This window comes from Thalassospira sp. MIT1004, assembly GCF_001858545.1.
GTDB lineage: Bacteria > Pseudomonadota > Alphaproteobacteria > Rhodospirillales > Thalassospiraceae > Thalassospira > Thalassospira xiamenensis.
In genome coordinates this window covers 162,692-180,214 of sequence record NZ_MCAO01000046.1, presented here as the reverse complement: position 1 = coordinate 180,214, position 17,523 = coordinate 162,692, and the positions used below count along the sequence as shown (strand labels likewise).

Annotated in this window: 16 protein-coding genes; 6 read left to right on the top strand and 10 right to left on the bottom strand. The window is 53.4% G+C overall.

Features of this window, described 5'->3' with window-relative positions; all coding sequences use genetic code 11:
- Positions 1–46: 46 nt before the first annotated feature.
- The 3 genes from BC440_RS20775 to BC440_RS20765 all read right to left on the bottom strand — a co-directional run bounded on the left by BC440_RS20775 (position 47) and on the right by BC440_RS20765 (position 2,849).
- Positions 47–1,327 (bottom strand): TRAP transporter large permease, encoded by a 1,281-nt coding sequence (locus BC440_RS20775; protein ID WP_063095836.1) that lies wholly within the window; start codon positions 1,325–1,327, stop codon positions 47–49.
- Entirely contained in the window at positions 1,327–1,779 is a 453-nt protein-coding gene (locus BC440_RS20770) for a TRAP transporter small permease subunit (protein WP_071241233.1), read from the bottom strand. The genes BC440_RS20775 and BC440_RS20770 overlap by 1 nt, the downstream gene beginning before the upstream one ends.
- An 89-nt stretch (positions 1,780–1,868) precedes the next feature.
- Complete coding sequence (locus BC440_RS20765; RefSeq protein WP_071241232.1) at positions 1,869–2,849, bottom strand: C4-dicarboxylate TRAP transporter substrate-binding protein; 981 nt, start codon at positions 2,847–2,849, stop codon at positions 1,869–1,871.
- Between the two features lie 431 nt (positions 2,850–3,280).
- Between BC440_RS20765 and BC440_RS20760 the strand changes: the two genes are divergently transcribed.
- Positions 3,281–4,312 carry an EAL domain-containing protein gene (locus tag BC440_RS20760; RefSeq protein WP_071241284.1) on the top strand — a complete coding sequence of 344 codons (1,032 nt, stop codon included), beginning with the start codon at positions 3,281–3,283 and terminating at the stop codon, positions 4,310–4,312.
- Between the two features lie 76 nt (positions 4,313–4,388).
- Here the strand turns inward: BC440_RS20760 and BC440_RS20755 are convergent, their stop codons facing one another.
- The gene (locus tag BC440_RS20755; RefSeq protein ID WP_071241231.1) at positions 4,389–5,282 is read right to left on the bottom strand and encodes an AraC family transcriptional regulator; all 894 of its coding nucleotides are present in this window, start codon (positions 5,280–5,282) and stop codon (positions 4,389–4,391) included.
- A 209-nt stretch (positions 5,283–5,491) separates the two neighbouring features.
- Here BC440_RS20755 and BC440_RS20750 point away from each other — a divergent pair, with 209 nt between their 5' ends.
- Positions 5,492–6,400: an EamA family transporter gene (locus BC440_RS20750; protein WP_071241230.1), complete on the top strand. Its 909-nt coding sequence runs from the start codon at positions 5,492–5,494 to the stop codon at positions 6,398–6,400.
- A gap of 46 nt (positions 6,401–6,446) precedes the next feature.
- On the opposite strand, the gene BC440_RS20745 is transcribed toward BC440_RS20750, so the two are convergent.
- Both BC440_RS20745 and BC440_RS20740 read right to left on the bottom strand, forming a co-directional pair.
- Positions 6,447–7,442 (bottom strand): D-2-hydroxyacid dehydrogenase family protein, encoded by a 996-nt coding sequence (locus BC440_RS20745; protein ID WP_071241229.1) that lies wholly within the window; start codon positions 7,440–7,442, stop codon positions 6,447–6,449.
- A gap of 109 nt (positions 7,443–7,551) precedes the next feature.
- On the bottom strand, positions 7,552–7,872 hold the full coding sequence (locus BC440_RS20740) for a hypothetical protein (RefSeq protein ID WP_071241228.1): 321 nt from the start codon (positions 7,870–7,872) through the stop codon (positions 7,552–7,554).
- 124 nt (positions 7,873–7,996) lie between these two features.
- On the opposite strand from BC440_RS20740, the gene BC440_RS20735 reads away from it, so the two are divergent.
- Both BC440_RS20735 and BC440_RS20730 read left to right on the top strand, forming a co-directional pair.
- On the top strand, positions 7,997–8,896 hold the full coding sequence (locus tag BC440_RS20735; RefSeq protein ID WP_071241227.1) for a LysR family transcriptional regulator: 900 nt from the start codon (positions 7,997–7,999) through the stop codon (positions 8,894–8,896).
- A gap of 102 nt (positions 8,897–8,998) precedes the next feature.
- Positions 8,999–10,087, top strand: a complete 1,089-nt coding sequence (locus tag BC440_RS20730) for a DMT family transporter (RefSeq protein ID WP_083379459.1) — start codon at positions 8,999–9,001, stop codon at positions 10,085–10,087.
- Here BC440_RS20730 and BC440_RS20725 read toward each other — a convergent pair.
- The gene (locus tag BC440_RS20725) at positions 10,084–11,913 is read right to left on the bottom strand and encodes a GSCFA domain-containing protein (RefSeq protein ID WP_071241226.1); all 1,830 of its coding nucleotides are present in this window, start codon (positions 11,911–11,913) and stop codon (positions 10,084–10,086) included. The two genes, BC440_RS20730 and BC440_RS20725, sit on opposite strands and share 4 nt — an antisense overlap.
- 1,064 nt (positions 11,914–12,977) lie before the next feature.
- Between BC440_RS20725 and BC440_RS20720 the strand changes: the two genes are divergently transcribed.
- A complete protein-coding gene (locus BC440_RS20720) occupies positions 12,978–13,454 on the top strand; it encodes a hypothetical protein (RefSeq protein WP_071241225.1) in 477 nt (158 codons plus the stop codon).
- A 60-nt stretch (positions 13,455–13,514) separates the two neighbouring features.
- Here BC440_RS20720 and BC440_RS20715 read toward each other — a convergent pair whose 3' ends face one another.
- The gene (locus tag BC440_RS20715) at positions 13,515–14,411 is read right to left on the bottom strand and encodes an SDR family oxidoreductase (RefSeq protein ID WP_071241282.1); all 897 of its coding nucleotides are present in this window, start codon (positions 14,409–14,411) and stop codon (positions 13,515–13,517) included.
- A 124-nt stretch (positions 14,412–14,535) separates the two neighbouring features.
- Here BC440_RS20715 and BC440_RS20710 point away from each other — a divergent pair, with 124 nt between their 5' ends.
- Positions 14,536–15,522, top strand: a complete 987-nt coding sequence (locus BC440_RS20710; protein ID WP_071241224.1) for an AraC family transcriptional regulator — start codon at positions 14,536–14,538, stop codon at positions 15,520–15,522.
- Between the two features lie 300 nt (positions 15,523–15,822).
- Here the strand turns inward: BC440_RS20710 and BC440_RS20705 are convergent, their stop codons facing one another.
- Together BC440_RS20705 and BC440_RS20700 are read right to left on the bottom strand one after the other, a co-directional pair.
- Positions 15,823–16,566: a hypothetical protein gene (locus tag BC440_RS20705; RefSeq protein ID WP_071241223.1), complete on the bottom strand. Its 744-nt coding sequence runs from the start codon at positions 16,564–16,566 to the stop codon at positions 15,823–15,825.
- 9 nt (positions 16,567–16,575) lie between these two features.
- Positions 16,576–17,229: a hypothetical protein gene (locus BC440_RS20700; RefSeq protein ID WP_139192162.1), complete on the bottom strand. Its 654-nt coding sequence runs from the start codon at positions 17,227–17,229 to the stop codon at positions 16,576–16,578.
- Positions 17,230–17,523 lie beyond the last annotated feature (294 nt).

Below are 17,523 nucleotides of genomic sequence, written 5' to 3'. Positions count from 1 at the left end.
CAACTCCCGGCAATTGCGCATGTGCCTGCATCCCTTGGTCCCTTCATTACATCAATGCGTTGGGCAATAACAACGTCAAGCTTGGCACTGCCGCCATCAGAACGAAAAATACCACCATCGCAATGAAGAACGGGATCGATGCCCGGGTATAAGCCCCGGTTTTGACATCCAGAATGCCACAAACCGTAAACATGATGACCCCGACCGGTGGTGTTAAACCGCCAAAATTGATCAGGGTCACGATCAAAATCCCCATATGGACCGGGTCATATCCGGCATTGACCAGAACCGGCATGACAATCGGCGTGACAAGAAGGATGTTGGCCGCTCCTTCAAGGAACATGCCGCTGATCACAAGAACCGCGACAACAAGCGTCAGGATCAGAACCGGGTTTTCGGTAAGCGTTGTGACAAACTCGGTAATCTGCTGGGGTGCGCGCTCAATGGTCATGGCATAGCCCAGAACCGCCGCCATAATGATCAGCAACATCACCATGCCAAGATCGGAAACAGAGCCGGTCACCGCTTCGTAAAGCTTTTTGCGGTCCAGTTCCCGATAAACAAAAAATCCGACACAAAGCGCATAGAAAACAAGGAACGCGCCCGCCTCGGTCGCGGTAAACAGACCAAAGCGGAAGCCGACAATCAGAATGACCGGAAATGCCAACGCCCAGATGCTTTCCGAAAAGCTCGACCAAAGCTCTTTTCCACTCGGCACCTTTGGCAGGTCGGGTTTATAGCCGTTCTTATGCGCGACAAACCAGGATGTGATCATCAGGACAATCGTCAGGAAAATACCGGGCAGAACACCGGCCAAAAACAGGCGACCGATCGAAACTTCATTCACAAACCCAAACAGGATCAGTCCGATGCTTGGCGGAATGGTTGCGGTGATAACCGACCCGAAGGCCAGAACCGCAGCCGTTGATGCCTTGGAATAGCCCTGCTTGATCATGCTGGGCCCCAGAAGGCGCGCTTCCATCGAGGCATCAGCAACGGCCGACCCCGAAATCCCGCCCATCATGAAGCTTAGAACGATGGATACCTGTGCCAGCCCCCCGGCCATCCAGCCGGTCAGCAAACGGGCAAACTTGACCAGACGGAACGTAATCCCCGTCACATTCATCAGGTTTCCGGCAAGAATGAAGAACGGCACAGCCAAAAGCGGAAAGCTTTGTGTTGCCGTTACCATTTTCTGGATCACCACGGTTGGCGGCATGGCCCCGGTCAGAATGAAGACCGGCACCGAAGCAAGCGCCAGGGCAAAGGCGACAGGCATTCCAATGACCAGAAAAACCGTAAATAGTACCGCAATCAGTATGAGCATCAGAACTGCCCCCTGCTTCGAATTCGTTCGATAAGCTTAAACACCATGGTCCGCATCAAAAGGATCAGACCGACAACCATCGAAGCATGGATGTAAGAGGCATGGATTTGCGTTGCGCCGACAAGACGGGGATGCATCAAAATCATGTTGCCCCACGCGTAATACAGCAGAAACGCAAGGAACCCGATGATCACGACGATATTGAACAATTCGACGAGATCGCGTGCTTTGGGGGATATGTTGTCCTGCAGGATCTGAAGACCGAAATGCCGGTTTTCCTGCATGCCAATGTCAGCTGCCAGCATGCAAAGCCAGACGAAAATAAGCTGGGCCATTTCAATTGACCAGATAATCGGGGATCCCACCGCCCTGGCAATTGACGCAACGCCCACCAGAACGACAATTGCAACAAGCAGAATCCCGGCACAGGCAAACTCAATTTGCTTGAGCATGTATTCCATTCCATCTTGAAGATTGATGTGCGTTGCCCCGCATGCGGAACAACGCACATTCGCAAGGCACGTTTACCGTTACCGGAAAATCAGCGACCGAGAACTTTATTGACGATAGCGGCCTCGGCTTCGAGATCAAGCTGCTTGTAAACCGGCTTTACAGCTTCCTTGAATGGTGCAAGGTCAACTTCGCTGACCTCAACCCCGCTTGCGGCAACATCTTCAAGGGCCTTTTCGCCAAGCTCGATGGTTAGCTGCGACGCATAACGACCGTCCTCGACCGCAAGATCGCGTACAATCTTCTGATTTTCAGGAGAGATTTCATCCCATGCCTCGGCACCAACAACCAGCGCGGTCACGAGCTGGATATGGCCGGTTTTGGTCACATTCTTGATCACTTCGTAAAGTTTGGCATTCCAGATTGCGGTCGGCTGGGCTTCGGCACCGTCAATCGTGCCAAGCTGAAGGGCGGTGTATACTTCGCCCCATGCAATCGGGGTCGGTTCGGCACCCATTGCGCGGATGGTTTCAATCCACACAGGCGCACCGATTGTCCGCATGCGAACACCGGCAAGATCGGCCGGACTTTTCACCGGTTTCTGTGTCAGGGCGTGGCGCGCCCCCTGATACCAGTTCGATGCAATCATCACGAGACCGGATTTCTCGCGAAGTTCATCACCCCAGGCGATATATTCATCCGAAAGGGCAAATTTATCGGCCTGCTCATAGGTATCAAACAGGAATGGTGCCGACATGATCGCCAGCGACGGAACGAAACTTGAAAGACGGGCGACATCGGTAACCGTTCCAATCGCGGCACCCGCACGCGCCTGATCGATCATTTCGGTGGTGTCACCCAGCTGGGAATTGTGGAAAACCTCGATAATAACGTCGCCATTGGTGGCTTTTTCGACATCAAGCTTGAACTTCTCAAGCCCCAGCCCCATCGGGTCATTTGGCGCCAGAACCGTTCCGATACGAAGCGTCGTTGCAGCCGTCGCAGGCATGCCCACAGCAAGCGCCCCGGCAAGTACAGCACAGATTCCGAGTGTTTTCGCAGTAAATTTCATTATGGAAGTCCTCCCGTTGGATTGGCATTTTGCCATTAATTGATATTTTAGTTTGTTTGAAATTTTAGATACCTCTGATCAATCTTGTCAATCTATTTTTCAACTTGTAAAAATTATTAAAAATCAAAAGCTTAATTGAAAATTTTAATTCCAAACGCTGAAACTTGTAATCAACCGGGAAATGATCTTTGACCTATCGGGGACGCAAAATCAGAAATTGGCCGCCGTCGAATGTGCGTAAAATCCGATCATATTTGGCAGGCAGGTACGACCTCGACCGACATTCAGGCTTTTTTTGCCACACCCAAATCCCATATGCTTTAATGAAGGAAGCCATTATCTTACAAGATGATGAACCTTCGGGTGATCTGGAAAACCAAAAAGCGGAGACGATTTTGACCTTCTGCGAGAAGTGCGACCAAATACCGGAAATGGCCCCAAGCGAAGGCCGCCTTTATCTTTGGCCTCCTGTCGCACATACAACCGGGAAAATTCTTGCCAATATCAAGAAGTCCGGGCACTCCGCAGAAAAAAGCACATCCGTTGCAACGCTTTGTCTTGATTATGTACGTCCGGGTCTGCGCCCGATGATTGATGCGATTTCCGAAAATCTGCTGCCCGAAGAAATCGCCGATACCAAGGCGCTGGTCATGCCCGGCAATAGGGAACCCCAACTTGACGACATTGCGCGCGTCACGTCGCTTGGCGCCATACGCGCACAGATCGGCGCGGAATGGCTTGGCGATATGCTGCGGGAAAATCGCCTGAATTCCGTTTTCCAACCGATTTTTGCCGTTGGAAACATCACAAAACCCTATGCCCATGAATGCCTGATCCGCGGGACCGATAAAACCGGCAATGTCATCACACCAGATAAACTATTCGGCGCGGCCCAATCAGCCGATCTGCTGTTCCAGCTTGACCGGGCAGCCCGGGCTGCAAATGTCCGTAACGCGCACAAGGCGGGGATTTCGGGAAATCTGTTTATCAACTTCACGCCAAGTTCGATCTACGATCCGGATTCCTGCCTGCGCACAACGATTGATGTGGTGTCGGAATGCGGGTTGGATCGCAACAATGTTGTCTTTGAAGTTATCGAAACCGAAAAAGTCCGCAGTATTGAACATCTTGGCGCGATCCTGAAATCCTATCGCGATTCAGGTTTTCGGGTTGCACTGGACGATGTCGGATCGGGCTATTCTACCCTGAACATGTTGCCGCAACTGCAACCCGACATCATTAAAATCGACCGTGAACTGATCGACCATGTTGATCAGGATAAATACAAACAGGCCATCGTCAGCAAGCTGATCGATCTGGCCAAGCAACTCGACATTGACGTCGTCGCAGAAGGGATAGAACGCCAGGGCGAACTTGATTTCCTGACCAATCACGGCGTGGATTATGTGCAAGGATATCTGCTTGGCAGACCAAATGCCTTGCCCTTTGCCGGCAACGCATAAAGCCCAATCCCATTATTCCGCAGTTTCGCAACGCCATCGCTTGTCTGCGGGCAGAAGCACATCGCCGCCCCCGCCGCTACCGGGCGACGCTTCGGAACTTTGCCGGGGTCAACCCGGTAAAGCTGCTGAACCGCGTGGTCAGATGGGCCTGGCTTGAAAATCCGGTGGCGAGCGCGATATCGGCAACCGACAATGCCGGATCGCGCAGCATCCGTTTGGCGGCCTCGATCCGGCGGCGCAGAACATATTTATGCGGTGCCTCGCCCACCGACTGGCGGAACATGCGCGCAAAGTGATAGGGCGAAAGCCCTGCCTCGGCTGAAATCTGTTCGAGTGACAACGGCTGATCCAAATTGGCCTCGATAAAATCAAACACCCGGCGTCTGATTTGCGGCGACAGGCCGCCGCGCATCCGGAATTCCAGATCGCGTTTCGACGAATAGCTGCGCAACATATGCCCCATCAGCATCTGCCCGGCACTCGACATTGCCATGCGGTCCGCCGGTGCACTCCAGTCCAGCGGCAACATCGCATGGCGGATTGTCTGCTCGATCAGGGGATCAAGGAAGAATGTCTTTTCAGGGACCTCAACGGCGTTGGGTTCGATATCAAACGCCTCGACCACCGCGCGTTCCCACGCGGAATGCGGGATATAGAGGTGGAACAGCTCGACCTCGCCATTGACCACCCAGTCCGATGTCAGATGGGCCGGCATCAGGCAACAACGCCCCGGCCCGCCACCGGTTAGCGGATCGGGTCCGATCTGGCGTTTAATGCCTGTACCACCATTGACATAAAGGCTGATGGTGTGATGGTCGGGATCGGTATAGCGGGTCATGACATCGGCATTACGCCGCCAGTGTGCCGCCGAAATGCTGTCGCCAAAATCGCCCGCATTCAGCAGTTCGGCATCACCGATCAGCTGATTGTAGACTTCAAAATTCTGGTATCGACCATTGGGCACAAACATCGGCACGTCCTGTTTCCGAGGCCTGATCATCGCATTGCGGCACCATATTGCAAAGCCCGTCGTGCGAATGGCTGCATTGATTTGCGCAAGATTGTGAAAAACACCGCAAGTTCGTGAAAGCCGCACATCCCCAAACAGGCTATAAGCAGGCCTCGGATATGCCCCACATATCATTTTCTCCCTCTCGCCACCGGAGTTACCGCTTTATCATGACCGCATTGCTTTTTCTGATCGTTACGGCCTGCTGGGGATTTACCTGGTATGCGATCAAACTTCAGATCGGGCCGATCCCGATTGAAATGTCGATCTTCTATCGCTTTGCGCTGGCCGCTGTCGTGCTGTGCGGTTTCCTGATCCTGTCGCGCAAATGGCGGCCGGTTCCGTGGCGGGCCCATCCATGGATCGTGCTGCTGGGCTGTGGCCTGTTTGGCATCAACTTTATCCTAATGTATTCCGCAACCGGCTATATCGCATCGGGGATTGTTGCGGTGATCTTTACCACCTCGACCATTTTCAACGCGCTTGGCAACTGGGCCTTTTATGGGCAGCGACCGGGGCTGCGCTTTGTTTTCGGAGCCGCATTCGGCCTTGGCGGCATTGCGTGCCTGTTTGCCAATCAGATTTATGCCCTGTCGCATAATCCGCATGCCATCACCGGCCTTTTGTTCGCGCTTGGCGGGACGGCGGTGTTTAGCATGGGCAACATGGTTTCGGTCAAACTGAACGCGATGGGTATTCCCAACCGCGATGCGGTGGCGCGCGGCATGGGCTATGGTGCGGTATTGCTGTTCATCTTTGCCCTGCTGCGCGGTCAGACGCCGGTCATTCCGACCGATCCGGTCTATATCGGCGGTCTTCTGTATCTGGCCATTCCGGGCTCGGTGGTTGCCTTCATTGCCTATCTGGCGCTGGTGCATCGGGTCGGTGCGGGACGTGCGGCCTATGTCACCGTCCTGTTCCCGGTGGTGGCCCTTACGGTTTCGACCTTCCTTGAAGGCTATGTCTGGACCCCGATTGGTGCCACCGGCCTTGTGATGATCTTCCTTGGCAATATCACGATATTTGCCCGCCTGCCCGGCGCAAAAGCCCGAGCCGCCAAAGCCGCCGCCAAGGCATGAACAAAAAACGGTCGCCTGACGATATCGCAGGCGACCGTTTGCCAATCTATGCCGGTTTGGCTTTGCGACCATGCCAGACTTCGGGGTTGATCATGTGGATCGGGTCGCCGTTGGCGTAAGCCACCACCTGATCGAAGATATCGCCAAACTGCATGTCCAGTTCATCCTCGGTCACGAATCCGACATGCGGGGTTGCTAGTACGTTGGGGTGGTTGGCAAACCGGTCATCGGCGTCGATCAGGGGTTCGGTATCGAGCACATCCACCGCCGCCTTCCCCGGACGTCCGGCATCAAGAGCCGCCAGAAGCGCGCCCGGAGCCACCAACCCCGCCCGCGATGTGTTGACAAACAGGCTTCCGGGGCGCATCCGGGCCAGATCATCGACCGTAATCGTGCCACGGGTTTCCGGGGTCAGGCGCATATGCACCGTGATGATATCGGGCGCAGCAAAGAACGCCTCGCGTGACGCGGCAACATCCAGCCCGCCCTCAGTAGCAGCCTTGCGCGATGCCTCGGACGCCCAGACCAGCACATTCATCCCGAATGCCTTGGCATAGCCCGCGACCACGCGCGAAATCTTGCCATATCCCAGAATACCGATTGTTCGCCCGCGCAATGTCTTGCCGATCCCCATCTGCCATTGGCCTGATTTGAGCGACGCGTTCTGTTCGACGATCTGGCGGGCGGATGCCATGATCAGCGCCCATGTCATTTCCGCTGCCGCATAAGACGGGGCCTTGCCCGCGCCCTGTTTCGAGCACAGCAACACACCGCGTTTCGTGCAGGCATCGACATCAATATGGGGATAAGCACTGCGCTGGCTGATCAGTTTTACACCGGGCAAATGCGATAGCAATTCATCGGTGATTTTGGTGCGTTCACGAAAAAGCACGACCGCCTCCGCATCGCCAATTGCGACCGCCAGATCGGCCGGATCATCATATTTCTGCCGAAGGATCGTCACGTCATGCCCGGCCAGTTTTTCATAGCACGGCAGATGAAAAATGCTGTCGAGATAGTCGTCAAGAATTGCGATCTTCATTCTTAATCCCGCTATATTTTGCGCCATGATTACGGCACTTTAGGCAATACTCGCATCACGGGAATACCGACGCAAGACAGATCACCCTGATCCGGTTTTCTCATCCCGGTCACCTTTGCTTTGTCATCGGGTTTTGCGGTGTACGATCCTGCAAAAACCTTGAAAGCTGCCAACCCGGATTGTGCCGATTGGCCAAAAGGCTGTGTTTCGCCGCGATGATATCGCCATGCCCGACCCCATAGACGTCTTGCAGCATCCAGTCTTCCATCGCCAGCATGGCATTAACCCCGTGCAGGTTCCTGCGATAGGACTCCCGACGCGCGCGCCATTTGGCCCACAAACCCGCCATTCTGCCCCACACCCCATCGGACCTGCTGGTCACGTCGGTTTTGGCGGCTACCGTCGGTTCGCATGAAATTTGCGCTGCCATGGCCATCATCCTTTTCAAGTTTTCCCAATCACTGATAACGGGATGATGAGGATTTCTTATTGATGAGACAAACGAGAAGATTTAACATCTTCCATTGAGAAAACTCACAAATTGGCAATCACACATGTCCTCTCTGCCCGAAAACCTGCCAAATCTTGACCTTGATCTGGCGCGGACCTTCGTCGCGATTTGTGAAACCGGCAATTTTTCGCGCGCGGCAGAGCGGGTCAATCGCAGTGCCTCTGCCATCAGTCTTCAGGTCAAAAAGCTTGAGGATATTATCGGATGCAGCCTGTTTGAACGCGAAACCCGCCGGGTGCGACTGACCCCGGATGGCGAGGTTTTATTGGGATTTGCACGACGTCTTCTGCAGCTTAACGACGAAGCCATGTCGCGCTTCCGCACGCCTGATTTTGCAGGGAAAGTGCAGCTTGGCGTGCCTAATGACAATGGCATCATCGCCATTCCCGAAATTATGCGCCGCTTTGCCATCAGCCACCCGCATGTCGAGGTCGATGTCTTTCTCGGTCCGACCGCAAGCCTGCGCCAGCGCATTGCCGACGGCACCACCGATATCGCCGTTTTCAGCCATGACCCCGAACTTGATCCGCAACCGCCAATCCATAGTGAACCGCTTGTCTGGCTTGGCGCACGCAACGGAATGGCGATTGAAAAACGCCCGCTTCCGGTCGCACTGGCCGAACCGGGATGTTATTGGCGGGCGATGGCATTACGGGCGCTTGACGAAGCGGGGATCAATTACCGCGTTGCCTATACCAGCGAATTTTGTCAGGCCCAGATTGCCGCAACCGAGGCTGACCTTGCGATCTGTCCGGTCCCGATCAGCGTGATTTCCGACCGCCTGATCCATCTTGATGCCCGCCACGGACTGCCTGAGCTTGGCGAATACCGCATAACCCTGGCCAAGCGCCCCGGTACCGGCCCGGCAGGGGATGCTTTGGCCGAGCATGTCGTTAGCAGCTTCAAGATGGCGGCAGAGCGCGGCATGCGTCTTTTTGCCTGAGCATTTTTACCATTCGGCGTTGATGTCCGAATCTGGCCAGCCAGCCATGCCAACACGCTTTAACATCCACCCCGTCACCACACATTTTGACGGATCATGGATATGAGCACGGATACCTGGATTGCCCTCAACCCGGAACATGACCGCGACCGCACACGAGTCCGGCGTATTTCGGCGAGCCCGAAAACACTGCCGCCAGAACCGGAAAACATCGACCAGAACAATGACCTATCCCCGCGCATGGATGGGCAAAGCTGGGTGATGCTGATTGTGCTTTCGGTACTTTGGGGCGGGTCGTTTTTCTTTACCGAAATCGCCCTTGTCGATTTGCCACCCTTTACGCTTGTGCTCGGGCGGGTGGCGATTGCGGCAATGATCCTGTGGTGGGTGGTTCTGTTGCGCCATATCGACATCCCGCGTGATCCGAAGATATGGTTAAGCTTCCTTGTTATGGGGGTCCTTAACAACCTGATTCCGTTCAGTCTTATCGTCTGGGGACAAACCCATATCGCAAGCGGTCTGGCGGCAATCCTGAATGCGACGACACCGCTTTTCACCCTGATCATCGCGCATCTGGCGACCCGGAATGAAAAGCTGACGCGGCGGAAAACGCTTGGTGTGCTGACCGGTTTTGTCGGTGTGATGATCGTGATCGGTTTGCCGGACGGAATTGTTCCCGCGATTGAGCCCAGCGCGAATACCAGCTCACCGGCGGGCGTTTTTGCCCTCGCCCCATTTGCCCCGCTGGCGGTCCTGATCGCCGCAATTTCCTATGGCTGTGCCGGGGTGTTTGGCCGCCGATTCAAAAACACACCGCCGATCCTGACCGCGGCGGGGCAAACCAGTGCATCGAGTCTGATGCTGCTTCCTATTTGTATGATGATTGATACGCCGTGGCATTTGCCGTTTCCCAAAACCGAAACCATCCTTGCCGTTCTGGGCATCGCGGCGTTTAGCACGGCGCTGGCCTATATCCTGTATTTCCAGCTTCTGAAACGTGCGGGGGCCAGCAACCTTCTGCTCGTCACCTTCCTGATCCCGGTCAGCGCGATCCTGCTGGGTGTTATGTTCCTCGGCGAAACGCTGGCACTACGCCAGATTGGCGGGATGGCCGTCATAGGCGCGGGGCTTGCCGTGATTGACGGGCGGCTGATCGCGCGCCACGCACGCCAGCGAAAGCCCCGAACCTAATCTGCTTTCATCAGTTCCATTAACCGTGTGACCGCATATTCGTAATAATCCTTGTTAACGTGAATATTGGTCAGATTGTCACTCCCGGCGAACTCGTTTTTGGTAAAGCCGGTTTCGTTGCAAAGGTCCGGCCAGGGATGAAGAATGAATTTTGTCCTGCCCAGATTATGGGCGAGTATTTTAAATGCCTCTGTGTATGCCCGTTTGTGGACATTGTAATAACCGCCATCGACAAAGTGATCCCCCAACCGAAAGCGTGCAGTTTGTTCGGGCATGTCAGGCGAAACGATCCAGAATATCCGTTTATAGGCGGTCAGCTTTTCAAGCTGCATGCCGAAGACAAGATTGGGCGTGATTTTCTGGACATACATCTTTACCAGCTCAGGCGTGACTGCATCCAGACACGGCAGGGACGGTGTAATATCGCTGCCGCCCGCGCCCTTGATTTCAGGTTTCATCTCCCCGTGTGCACGGATGATGTTATCGCCAAACAACCCCACCCCGACCAGAACCAGATCCTGCGGATTCTGGACAAAAAAATCTTTGAAGTTGAAATGTTCCTTTCGGAACACAAATGTCCTGAAACGATGGATATTTATTTCGCGATGAGGATTGTTGGCAAGAAGCCGGATCGGGGCAAAGGCAAATTTTCCCTGCCGATCATATTGATCGATCATCTGGCTGCATCCCGTCAAATGGCTGTCACCGAACGCGACAATAACGTCCTTGCCATCCCCCCCGTTTTCATATTGCCGGTTGGCAAACCCTTCGAGCATTTCTTCCTCGCAATCGGCATCCATTGATTTTGGAACCGTTGTTGAGGCGCGCTTGTTATTTGCGAGCGGCAATTCTTCTTTGGCGGCGGTGCTGTCCTGATTTCGCACGATGCCATCGGGAAAGTAGCATGTCATGAAATGGGTCATGACAGTTTCGACCGCATCGGATTTTACGGATCGGAGATTGTCTTCGAAAAAGCTGCTTCTGGCGGCCGGATTATTGATGATCTCGAACGACGGAAAATAATCGGCAAACCCGTTTTCCGATGCAAAATCCCCGGCAACAGCACGCAACACTGCCTTGGAATAGGTTGTGGATTGCAGGATGTGCCGTTCTTCATAAGTCGCGGTCAAAGGTACTGGCGACACCGTCAGGATCAGCTTGAAATCCCGCCCCCCGCGCATTTCCCGGATTGCCGTGCAAAACTGTTCAAGGTCGGCACGTATTTCAGGATAGGTGAAGTTTACAAAACTGTATTTGAGCGGATCAAAATCTCCGCCCGCAACGCCGGGCGCGACCGGAAGAACCGTGCCACAGGCATTCACCTGCCATGCCTCAGTCAGACCAAGGGTGAAAACGAGAATATCAAGATCGGTAAATGCCTTCTCGACCGCCTTGAGATGGGCTTTGCGCAATTCACCAATCGCATCACCGCTGGCCACCGGTGCCACAAACACATTGGGGCGCAGCGGATCGACAAAACCATCTTGCGCCTGCCAGGCCGTATCGGAGCAGCGCCGCAGCCCGGCGATTTCCGCAGTCAGTTGCAGGGCCTGCCTGACCGTATAGATATTGCCGTAATTGGCCGAGAAATTCCGCGATTTGATATTGTCATCGGTATCAAAGAACGGAACATTCAGATCACGTTCGCGCAGCCATGTTGCAATATGCTGGGCAAAGCAACTGCCCATCGTCACAACCGTATCGTCCGGCGCAATTCCCCATTTCGGCGCATGAATATTGGCAACATTGCGCGGGTCAGAAAGCGCAACCCCGTACCGCCAGAAACGTTCCTGTTTCAAATCTTTATAAGGGTTGATCAATGTCATTTCTCGCTGCAAAAGCCATGTAACACAATATTGGAAACAGTTTTTATCGGATGGTCGATAAAATCAAATCCTTTCCCCCAGATTCCCGTTTCCAGCCGCATATAAAATTTCATGAAAAAGTTCTTGATTTGTTCTTTTAACTATGTCATAAGATAAAAGTCAACGGGAGAAATGCACCCGGACCGAAACCCGCAAGGCCTTGTGCCTAGCGGGTTTTTGCGTTTGGGGCTGGATGAAAGAGGTGATCGGGATGCAGGGACAAAGACACAAAACGGGCGGCGGGGCGATCCGCAGGATGTTGATCGGGGGATGGCGGAGCCATTACGGCGGCGTTCTGCCCTAGGATTAAGGGGGCTAACCCGGTCATTTGTCATGACGGGAGAGGTGCGTCTTTTTGGCAAGGGAGCGTTAAATTCGCCGGGAGCGGCGGCAATGGCAGCATGAGCGGCAGCGGGCGATGACCCGCCGACGATGGACGGGGCTGACAAGTGTGAGGACCGTGTGCCCGAAAACCGTTTGTGGGTGAGTTTGGCGCAAGCCCGAGGTTTGTCTGGAGGCCAGAGCGGCACGTTGCTGCCGGGACCGGAAGGTGAGCGGCGTGGGCCGGGAGCCCGATGGTGGTCCGTCGGCGAGGTTGGTGAACGCCTGAGGTTTATCTGAGCACCGGAGAAGCAGGTTGCCGCCACCGCCCGAAAGTGAGCGACGTAGCCGAGAACCCGAAAGCCGTCCGTCGGCGAGGCTGGCAATGGCCCTTGGTCTGTTCGGGCGTCGGTGGTTGCGGCAAGTCGGGTTTTGGGGGCCGGTTTTGGGTGGCGCGCCCTACCCCTTCGGGGTCGCTGGCCGATCTGGGATGGTGACCCTGCCGCCGAATGGGCGCATCGAAAATGATCAGCACGGAGCCAGTCTGTGCGGGCCGTCGAACCGATGATGCCAGAAGCAGGCAATCCCGGCCGGGCGGCTTTATGGTGCTGTGCGGCACCCTCCTGCCCACGACCCTCATCACAAGCCAGTTTCAAAACCGTCTTTGCAGATCAGCATAAATACCATCGGCAAAGAGGTAACCAATGAAATTCAAAACAGATGACGATGCACATAGTTTTGACATCTCACCAGAAGGTGCAGGTCTGGAAGGAATATATGATGGCGACAGCACGCAGAAATCATCGCTTGAATTCACCAATACCCTGCCAACAAGCGACGGTAAATTCAGCAAAGTTCCCAAAGGATGGATTGCACAGGACGGCTATATGACAACCAACCCCAAACAACAGGGACTTGGTTACATGATGTCATTTGCCGGCGCGACCATGGCCGCACAAGGCGGCATCGAAAATGTGTTTGTGTCTTCTGGCAGTGTGGGGGGCGGCGGACAGGCCGTTATTGCCGCACTGGGTGGTGCAAAATACGACCTTTCCGTTACCATGCAGGACGGCAAGACTGAAATCTTTGGCGGTTATGCGATCCCGGTCGCCAGCATGCTGGAAAAATCCGCACAGGGATGGAAGGCAAAAGGCTGGGTGATCACGGACGAGACGCTTTAATCGACCGATCCCAGATATTTCAGCCCCGGGCAGTTCAAGCTGACCGGGGCGACAACATCCTTACTGGTCGAAATAGCAATCCTGATCGATATCGGCGAGCAATCCGGCCTCTGTCGGGGACCAGCCCAATTGCCGACGCGTGATGGTATTTGCCGCCGGGCAATCGAGTTTGGCGAAATGGGTGAACCAGCCGAAATGATCGGCGGCCTCGTCGGCGGTTTTGGAAACGACCGGAACGCCCAGCCGTTTGCCGATCACCCCGGCGATCTCGCGAAAGGCGATGCCGGTCTCGGCAACGGCGTGATAGACGCTTCCCGGCATCGCGACCTCGACCGCGCGGACATAGGCGCGTGCGGCGTCAAAGCGATGCACGGCGGGCCAGGCATTGTTGCCATCGCCGATATAGGCCGAAACGCCGGTCTGGCGTGCAATGCCAATCAGGATCGGCACAAAGCCATGATCGCCCTTTCCATGTACCGAGGGCGGCAGGCGCATGAGCGAAACATTAAGCCCCTGCCCGACAAGCTCGGCCACGGCGCGTTCGGTCGCGACGCGGGGCATGGCGTTTGGGCCGAAATCGGGCATGTCCTGCTCCGTCACCTGCATCCCGCCGGCCAGAAGCCCGAGGCCAGAGGTCACGACAAGCGGCTTTTGCGTGCCGGCAATCGCCTCGCCAAGGGCGGCGATGACCTCCGCATCCTCGGCACAGCTTTGGGCGTAGCGTGAAAAATCGTGATTGAACGCGGTGTGAATGATCCCGTCGGCCTCAAGCGCCCCGGCGTGCAGGCTTTGGCGATCATCAAGATCACCGCGATGCACCAAAGCCCCGGCCGCCAGAAGCGCACCTGCCGACGCATCGGACCGTGCGAGCGCCAAAACCTCATGCCCGGCCGCGATCAGCTTTTCCACCACCGCCGATCCGACAAAGCCACTCGCCCCGGTTACAAAAATACGCAATTCCGTTCTCCACTTCACATTGCACATGATCAATGAGCAAACGATAGGCGATGGCGATTGGACGATCCATGCGCTATGATCCATATTAATTTCGCAATCGTCCAAAAGAAGGCTCCCCCATCCCATGGATCCGCTTTCCGATATCCTGTCGCTGCTTAAGCCGCGCAATTACATGTCGGCCGGGTTTGACGCCGCCGGTCCCTGGGCCATCCGTTTTGCCGATCAGGCCAATTCCATCAAATGCGGCACCATCGTTTCCGGGCAATGTTATGTCAGCGTCGAAGACCTTGCGGGTCCGGTGCTGTTGACGTCGGGAAGTTCCTTTGTCCTGCCGCGCGGGCGGACCTTCTTTCTGGCAAGCGATCCCGATTGCCCGCCGGTTGAAGCGCCGCACATCTTTGCCAAGGCCCAAAGCGGCGGGATCGTTAAGCATAATGGCGGCGGCGAATGCTTTATCGTCAGCAGCCGCTTTGTCCTTTCGGGGCCGCATGCCGACATGCTGATGGCGGCCCTGCCGCCGATTGTGCGGATTGAGAGTGATCAGGATGAAGCCAGCCTGCGCTGGCTGGTCGAACGGATCATGCAGGAATTGAGCAACCCGCAGCCGGGCGGCTTTCTGGTGCTGCAACATCTGGCGCATACGGTGCTGGTGCAGGCGCTTCGGCTGCATCTGAGCAATGCGCAGCAAGCCAGCGGCCAAAGTGATCGGGCCGCCGAAACCGGCCAAACCGCCACCCACGCGCCCGACATCCCCGACTGGTTTGCAGCGCTATCGGATAAACAGATCGCAACCGCGATTGCCTGCATCCATGAGGACCCCGCCCATCCCTGGACGCTCAAGGAACTGGCCCGCCATGCGGGCATGTCGCGCTCGGCCTTTGCCGCGCGGTTCCGCGATGTCGTTGCCGTCCCGCCGATGGCCTATCTGACCCGCTGGCGGATGCTGCTGGCGGGGGACCGCCTGACCCATTCCGGATTGCCGATTTCAGAAATTGCCCTGTCGGTGGGATATGAGTCTGAAAGTGCGTTCAGTACGGCGTTTAAACGTGTGATGGGGTGTGCGCCGCGGAGGTTTGGGCAGGCTGGCAGCCATATGCAAAGTATGTTCTAAACTAACGCTTAAGTGTAGACGCCTCGCGGGGACACCGGGCAATTATGTCGCTCTTTAGAGAAACATGCGCGAAACTGCTACGAACAGTACCGCCCTTGCTGCAAAAATATGGACTGGCCGGAACAAAAATCCGCAGAGTCTCTATCCCCTATCAAACAACGAATCCCCAACAAGCAACTAACACAATTTGTCGTGTTGAAACGGATTATTTTAGCAGTTGAAGAGATGGATTAACTGAGAGGAAATTCTCTCACAAATAATTATAGAAAACATAAAATCAACTTTCTCCAGCCGCTGAATTCACGAAAAACTACGCATCCTTGCCTCAAGGAGATTTATTTCCAAAAGTGACATCCAATTGTTAATTACCTCTTCTCGTTTTAAGTATTTTTTTCCAGAACGAGCAAAACGTCGCTGAATTATTACTCTGGCAAAATGTAAATTCAAACTTCCGATAGAAATATCCTCCTCCGCTCGAAACTTCTTAATTTCCTCAAACATTTTTCTTTGAAAATCTCTAAGAAAAATTAGATCAAAAACCCCAAACTCAACCACGCTCTGAGAGCGGAAGAATGCATTCAACTGCAACTCTCCATTGTGAACAAGAAAACTTCCCGATACTAAACAAGGAACATAACCAGGACGCTTCCTGCGGATCAAATCCATCGGATCAAACACAGAAAAAACCAACCCACCAGAGTTAAATTCCTTTTCTGATATACTTAAAATATTTTCAAATTGATCAATCCCATCATCATTGTAGTTATTTATCCTTTTCAAATAACTAGGCTTCGTAACACTATCAACCTCATTACCAAAAGCTTTATAAGCCCTTCTTTTGCCAAAACTATATAAATCGGAGATCTCCTCCTCTATGGAATTTGCAAATTTTTTCATGTCCTCATAGCTATCTTCTGAAAATGGAATTGAGCAGAAAAAGGGAGCAACTTGCCACGCACCATCTGCACCCTCCTTCCTCTCGATGCATATGTTGGCCGCAGAAAATAGATAAGAGAGCTCACTATCAACAAAAATATTTGACAAACAAAAACCTCAAAAATAAAAACTATACAAAGAAAAAGACACTAAAACAAACGACAAATAATAAACAAAATAACGCATAACAACCCTCATATTTTTGAGAGATTCACTTTTATGCTTCTGAAGTATTTGAAGTATAAATATTTGCTCCAAATCCTCTCTTAAGCTAAAAACATTGTCAAAATTTCTCAAAGCCCTTTTAAAAAATAATTTCCTTTGCTCAGAAACACCAAAAACCCTCTCCCGAGGATTACTAACACTCGTTTCAGATAAATTATATTTAAAGTACCAAAACCGTATATCTGATATACTTCTGTATGGACGATGAGCATCTAGCTCTTCATTGAATAGGTAAATGTTTCTACAAATTGTCACGCAAGACGAAACTAAAACGCACATGACAACAGAAATTACTTCATCATTTGGCTCAATAATTTTAGCGGATGCAACAGAGGCTAAGCCAGCAATAACAACAGCACATATTGTTGTCGATATATTAAATACTACTGTTCTTTGATGCTCATACCAGTCATGTCGGTTTATTGCATAATCAATAGCATGAAATATTTTATCTCTCAAATACCCATCTTGAATTTCATTCTCACCTGTAGATTTAATTTCCTTTCTTAACTGCTCCCTCTCTAAACACTGAAGCTCTTCGCGCAATCTAGTATACTCCTTCTGATCTTCCTCTTGCCTAGAAGAACAGTCCGTACACAGTTTATCGCGAACCTTACTCTTGAGCCACTCCAGTCCATCTGGATATACAAAAAGAACTGTCAAATAAATAACAGAAACCGTGTAATAAAAAAAACCGACCACAGAACCCCCAAACATAAAAAATATAGAAAACTATGAACACCTCAAGAAACTATTCAATACGCCCAAAACACCACCCTCGCCACCCAATGAAATCTCGCGCTCCCTCCACAATAAGGTCATCAGGCTGGAATGAGTAGT

Coding starts and splice junctions, on each gene's coding strand:
- BC440_RS20775 (WP_063095836.1), bottom strand. CDS start 1,327: ATGCTCATACTGATTGCGGTACTATTTACGGTTTTTCTGGTCATTGGA.
- BC440_RS20770 (WP_071241233.1), bottom strand. CDS start 1,779: ATGCTCAAGCAAATTGAGTTTGCCTGTGCCGGGATTCTGCTTGTTGCA.
- BC440_RS20765 (WP_071241232.1), bottom strand. CDS start 2,849: ATGAAATTTACTGCGAAAACACTCGGAATCTGTGCTGTACTTGCCGGG.
- BC440_RS20760 (WP_071241284.1), top strand. CDS start 3,281: ATGGCCCCAAGCGAAGGCCGCCTTTATCTTTGGCCTCCTGTCGCACAT.
- BC440_RS20755 (WP_071241231.1), bottom strand. CDS start 5,282: ATGTTTGTGCCCAATGGTCGATACCAGAATTTTGAAGTCTACAATCAG.
- BC440_RS20750 (WP_071241230.1), top strand. CDS start 5,492: ATGACCGCATTGCTTTTTCTGATCGTTACGGCCTGCTGGGGATTTACC.
- BC440_RS20745 (WP_071241229.1), bottom strand. CDS start 7,442: ATGAAGATCGCAATTCTTGACGACTATCTCGACAGCATTTTTCATCTG.
- BC440_RS20740 (WP_071241228.1), bottom strand. CDS start 7,872: ATGGCAGCGCAAATTTCATGCGAACCGACGGTAGCCGCCAAAACCGAC.
- BC440_RS20735 (WP_071241227.1), top strand. CDS start 7,997: ATGTCCTCTCTGCCCGAAAACCTGCCAAATCTTGACCTTGATCTGGCG.
- BC440_RS20730 (WP_083379459.1), top strand. CDS start 8,999: ATGAGCACGGATACCTGGATTGCCCTCAACCCGGAACATGACCGCGAC.
- BC440_RS20725 (WP_071241226.1), bottom strand. CDS start 11,913: ATGACATTGATCAACCCTTATAAAGATTTGAAACAGGAACGTTTCTGG.
- BC440_RS20720 (WP_071241225.1), top strand. CDS start 12,978: ATGAAATTCAAAACAGATGACGATGCACATAGTTTTGACATCTCACCA.
- BC440_RS20710 (WP_071241224.1), top strand. CDS start 14,536: ATGGATCCGCTTTCCGATATCCTGTCGCTGCTTAAGCCGCGCAATTAC.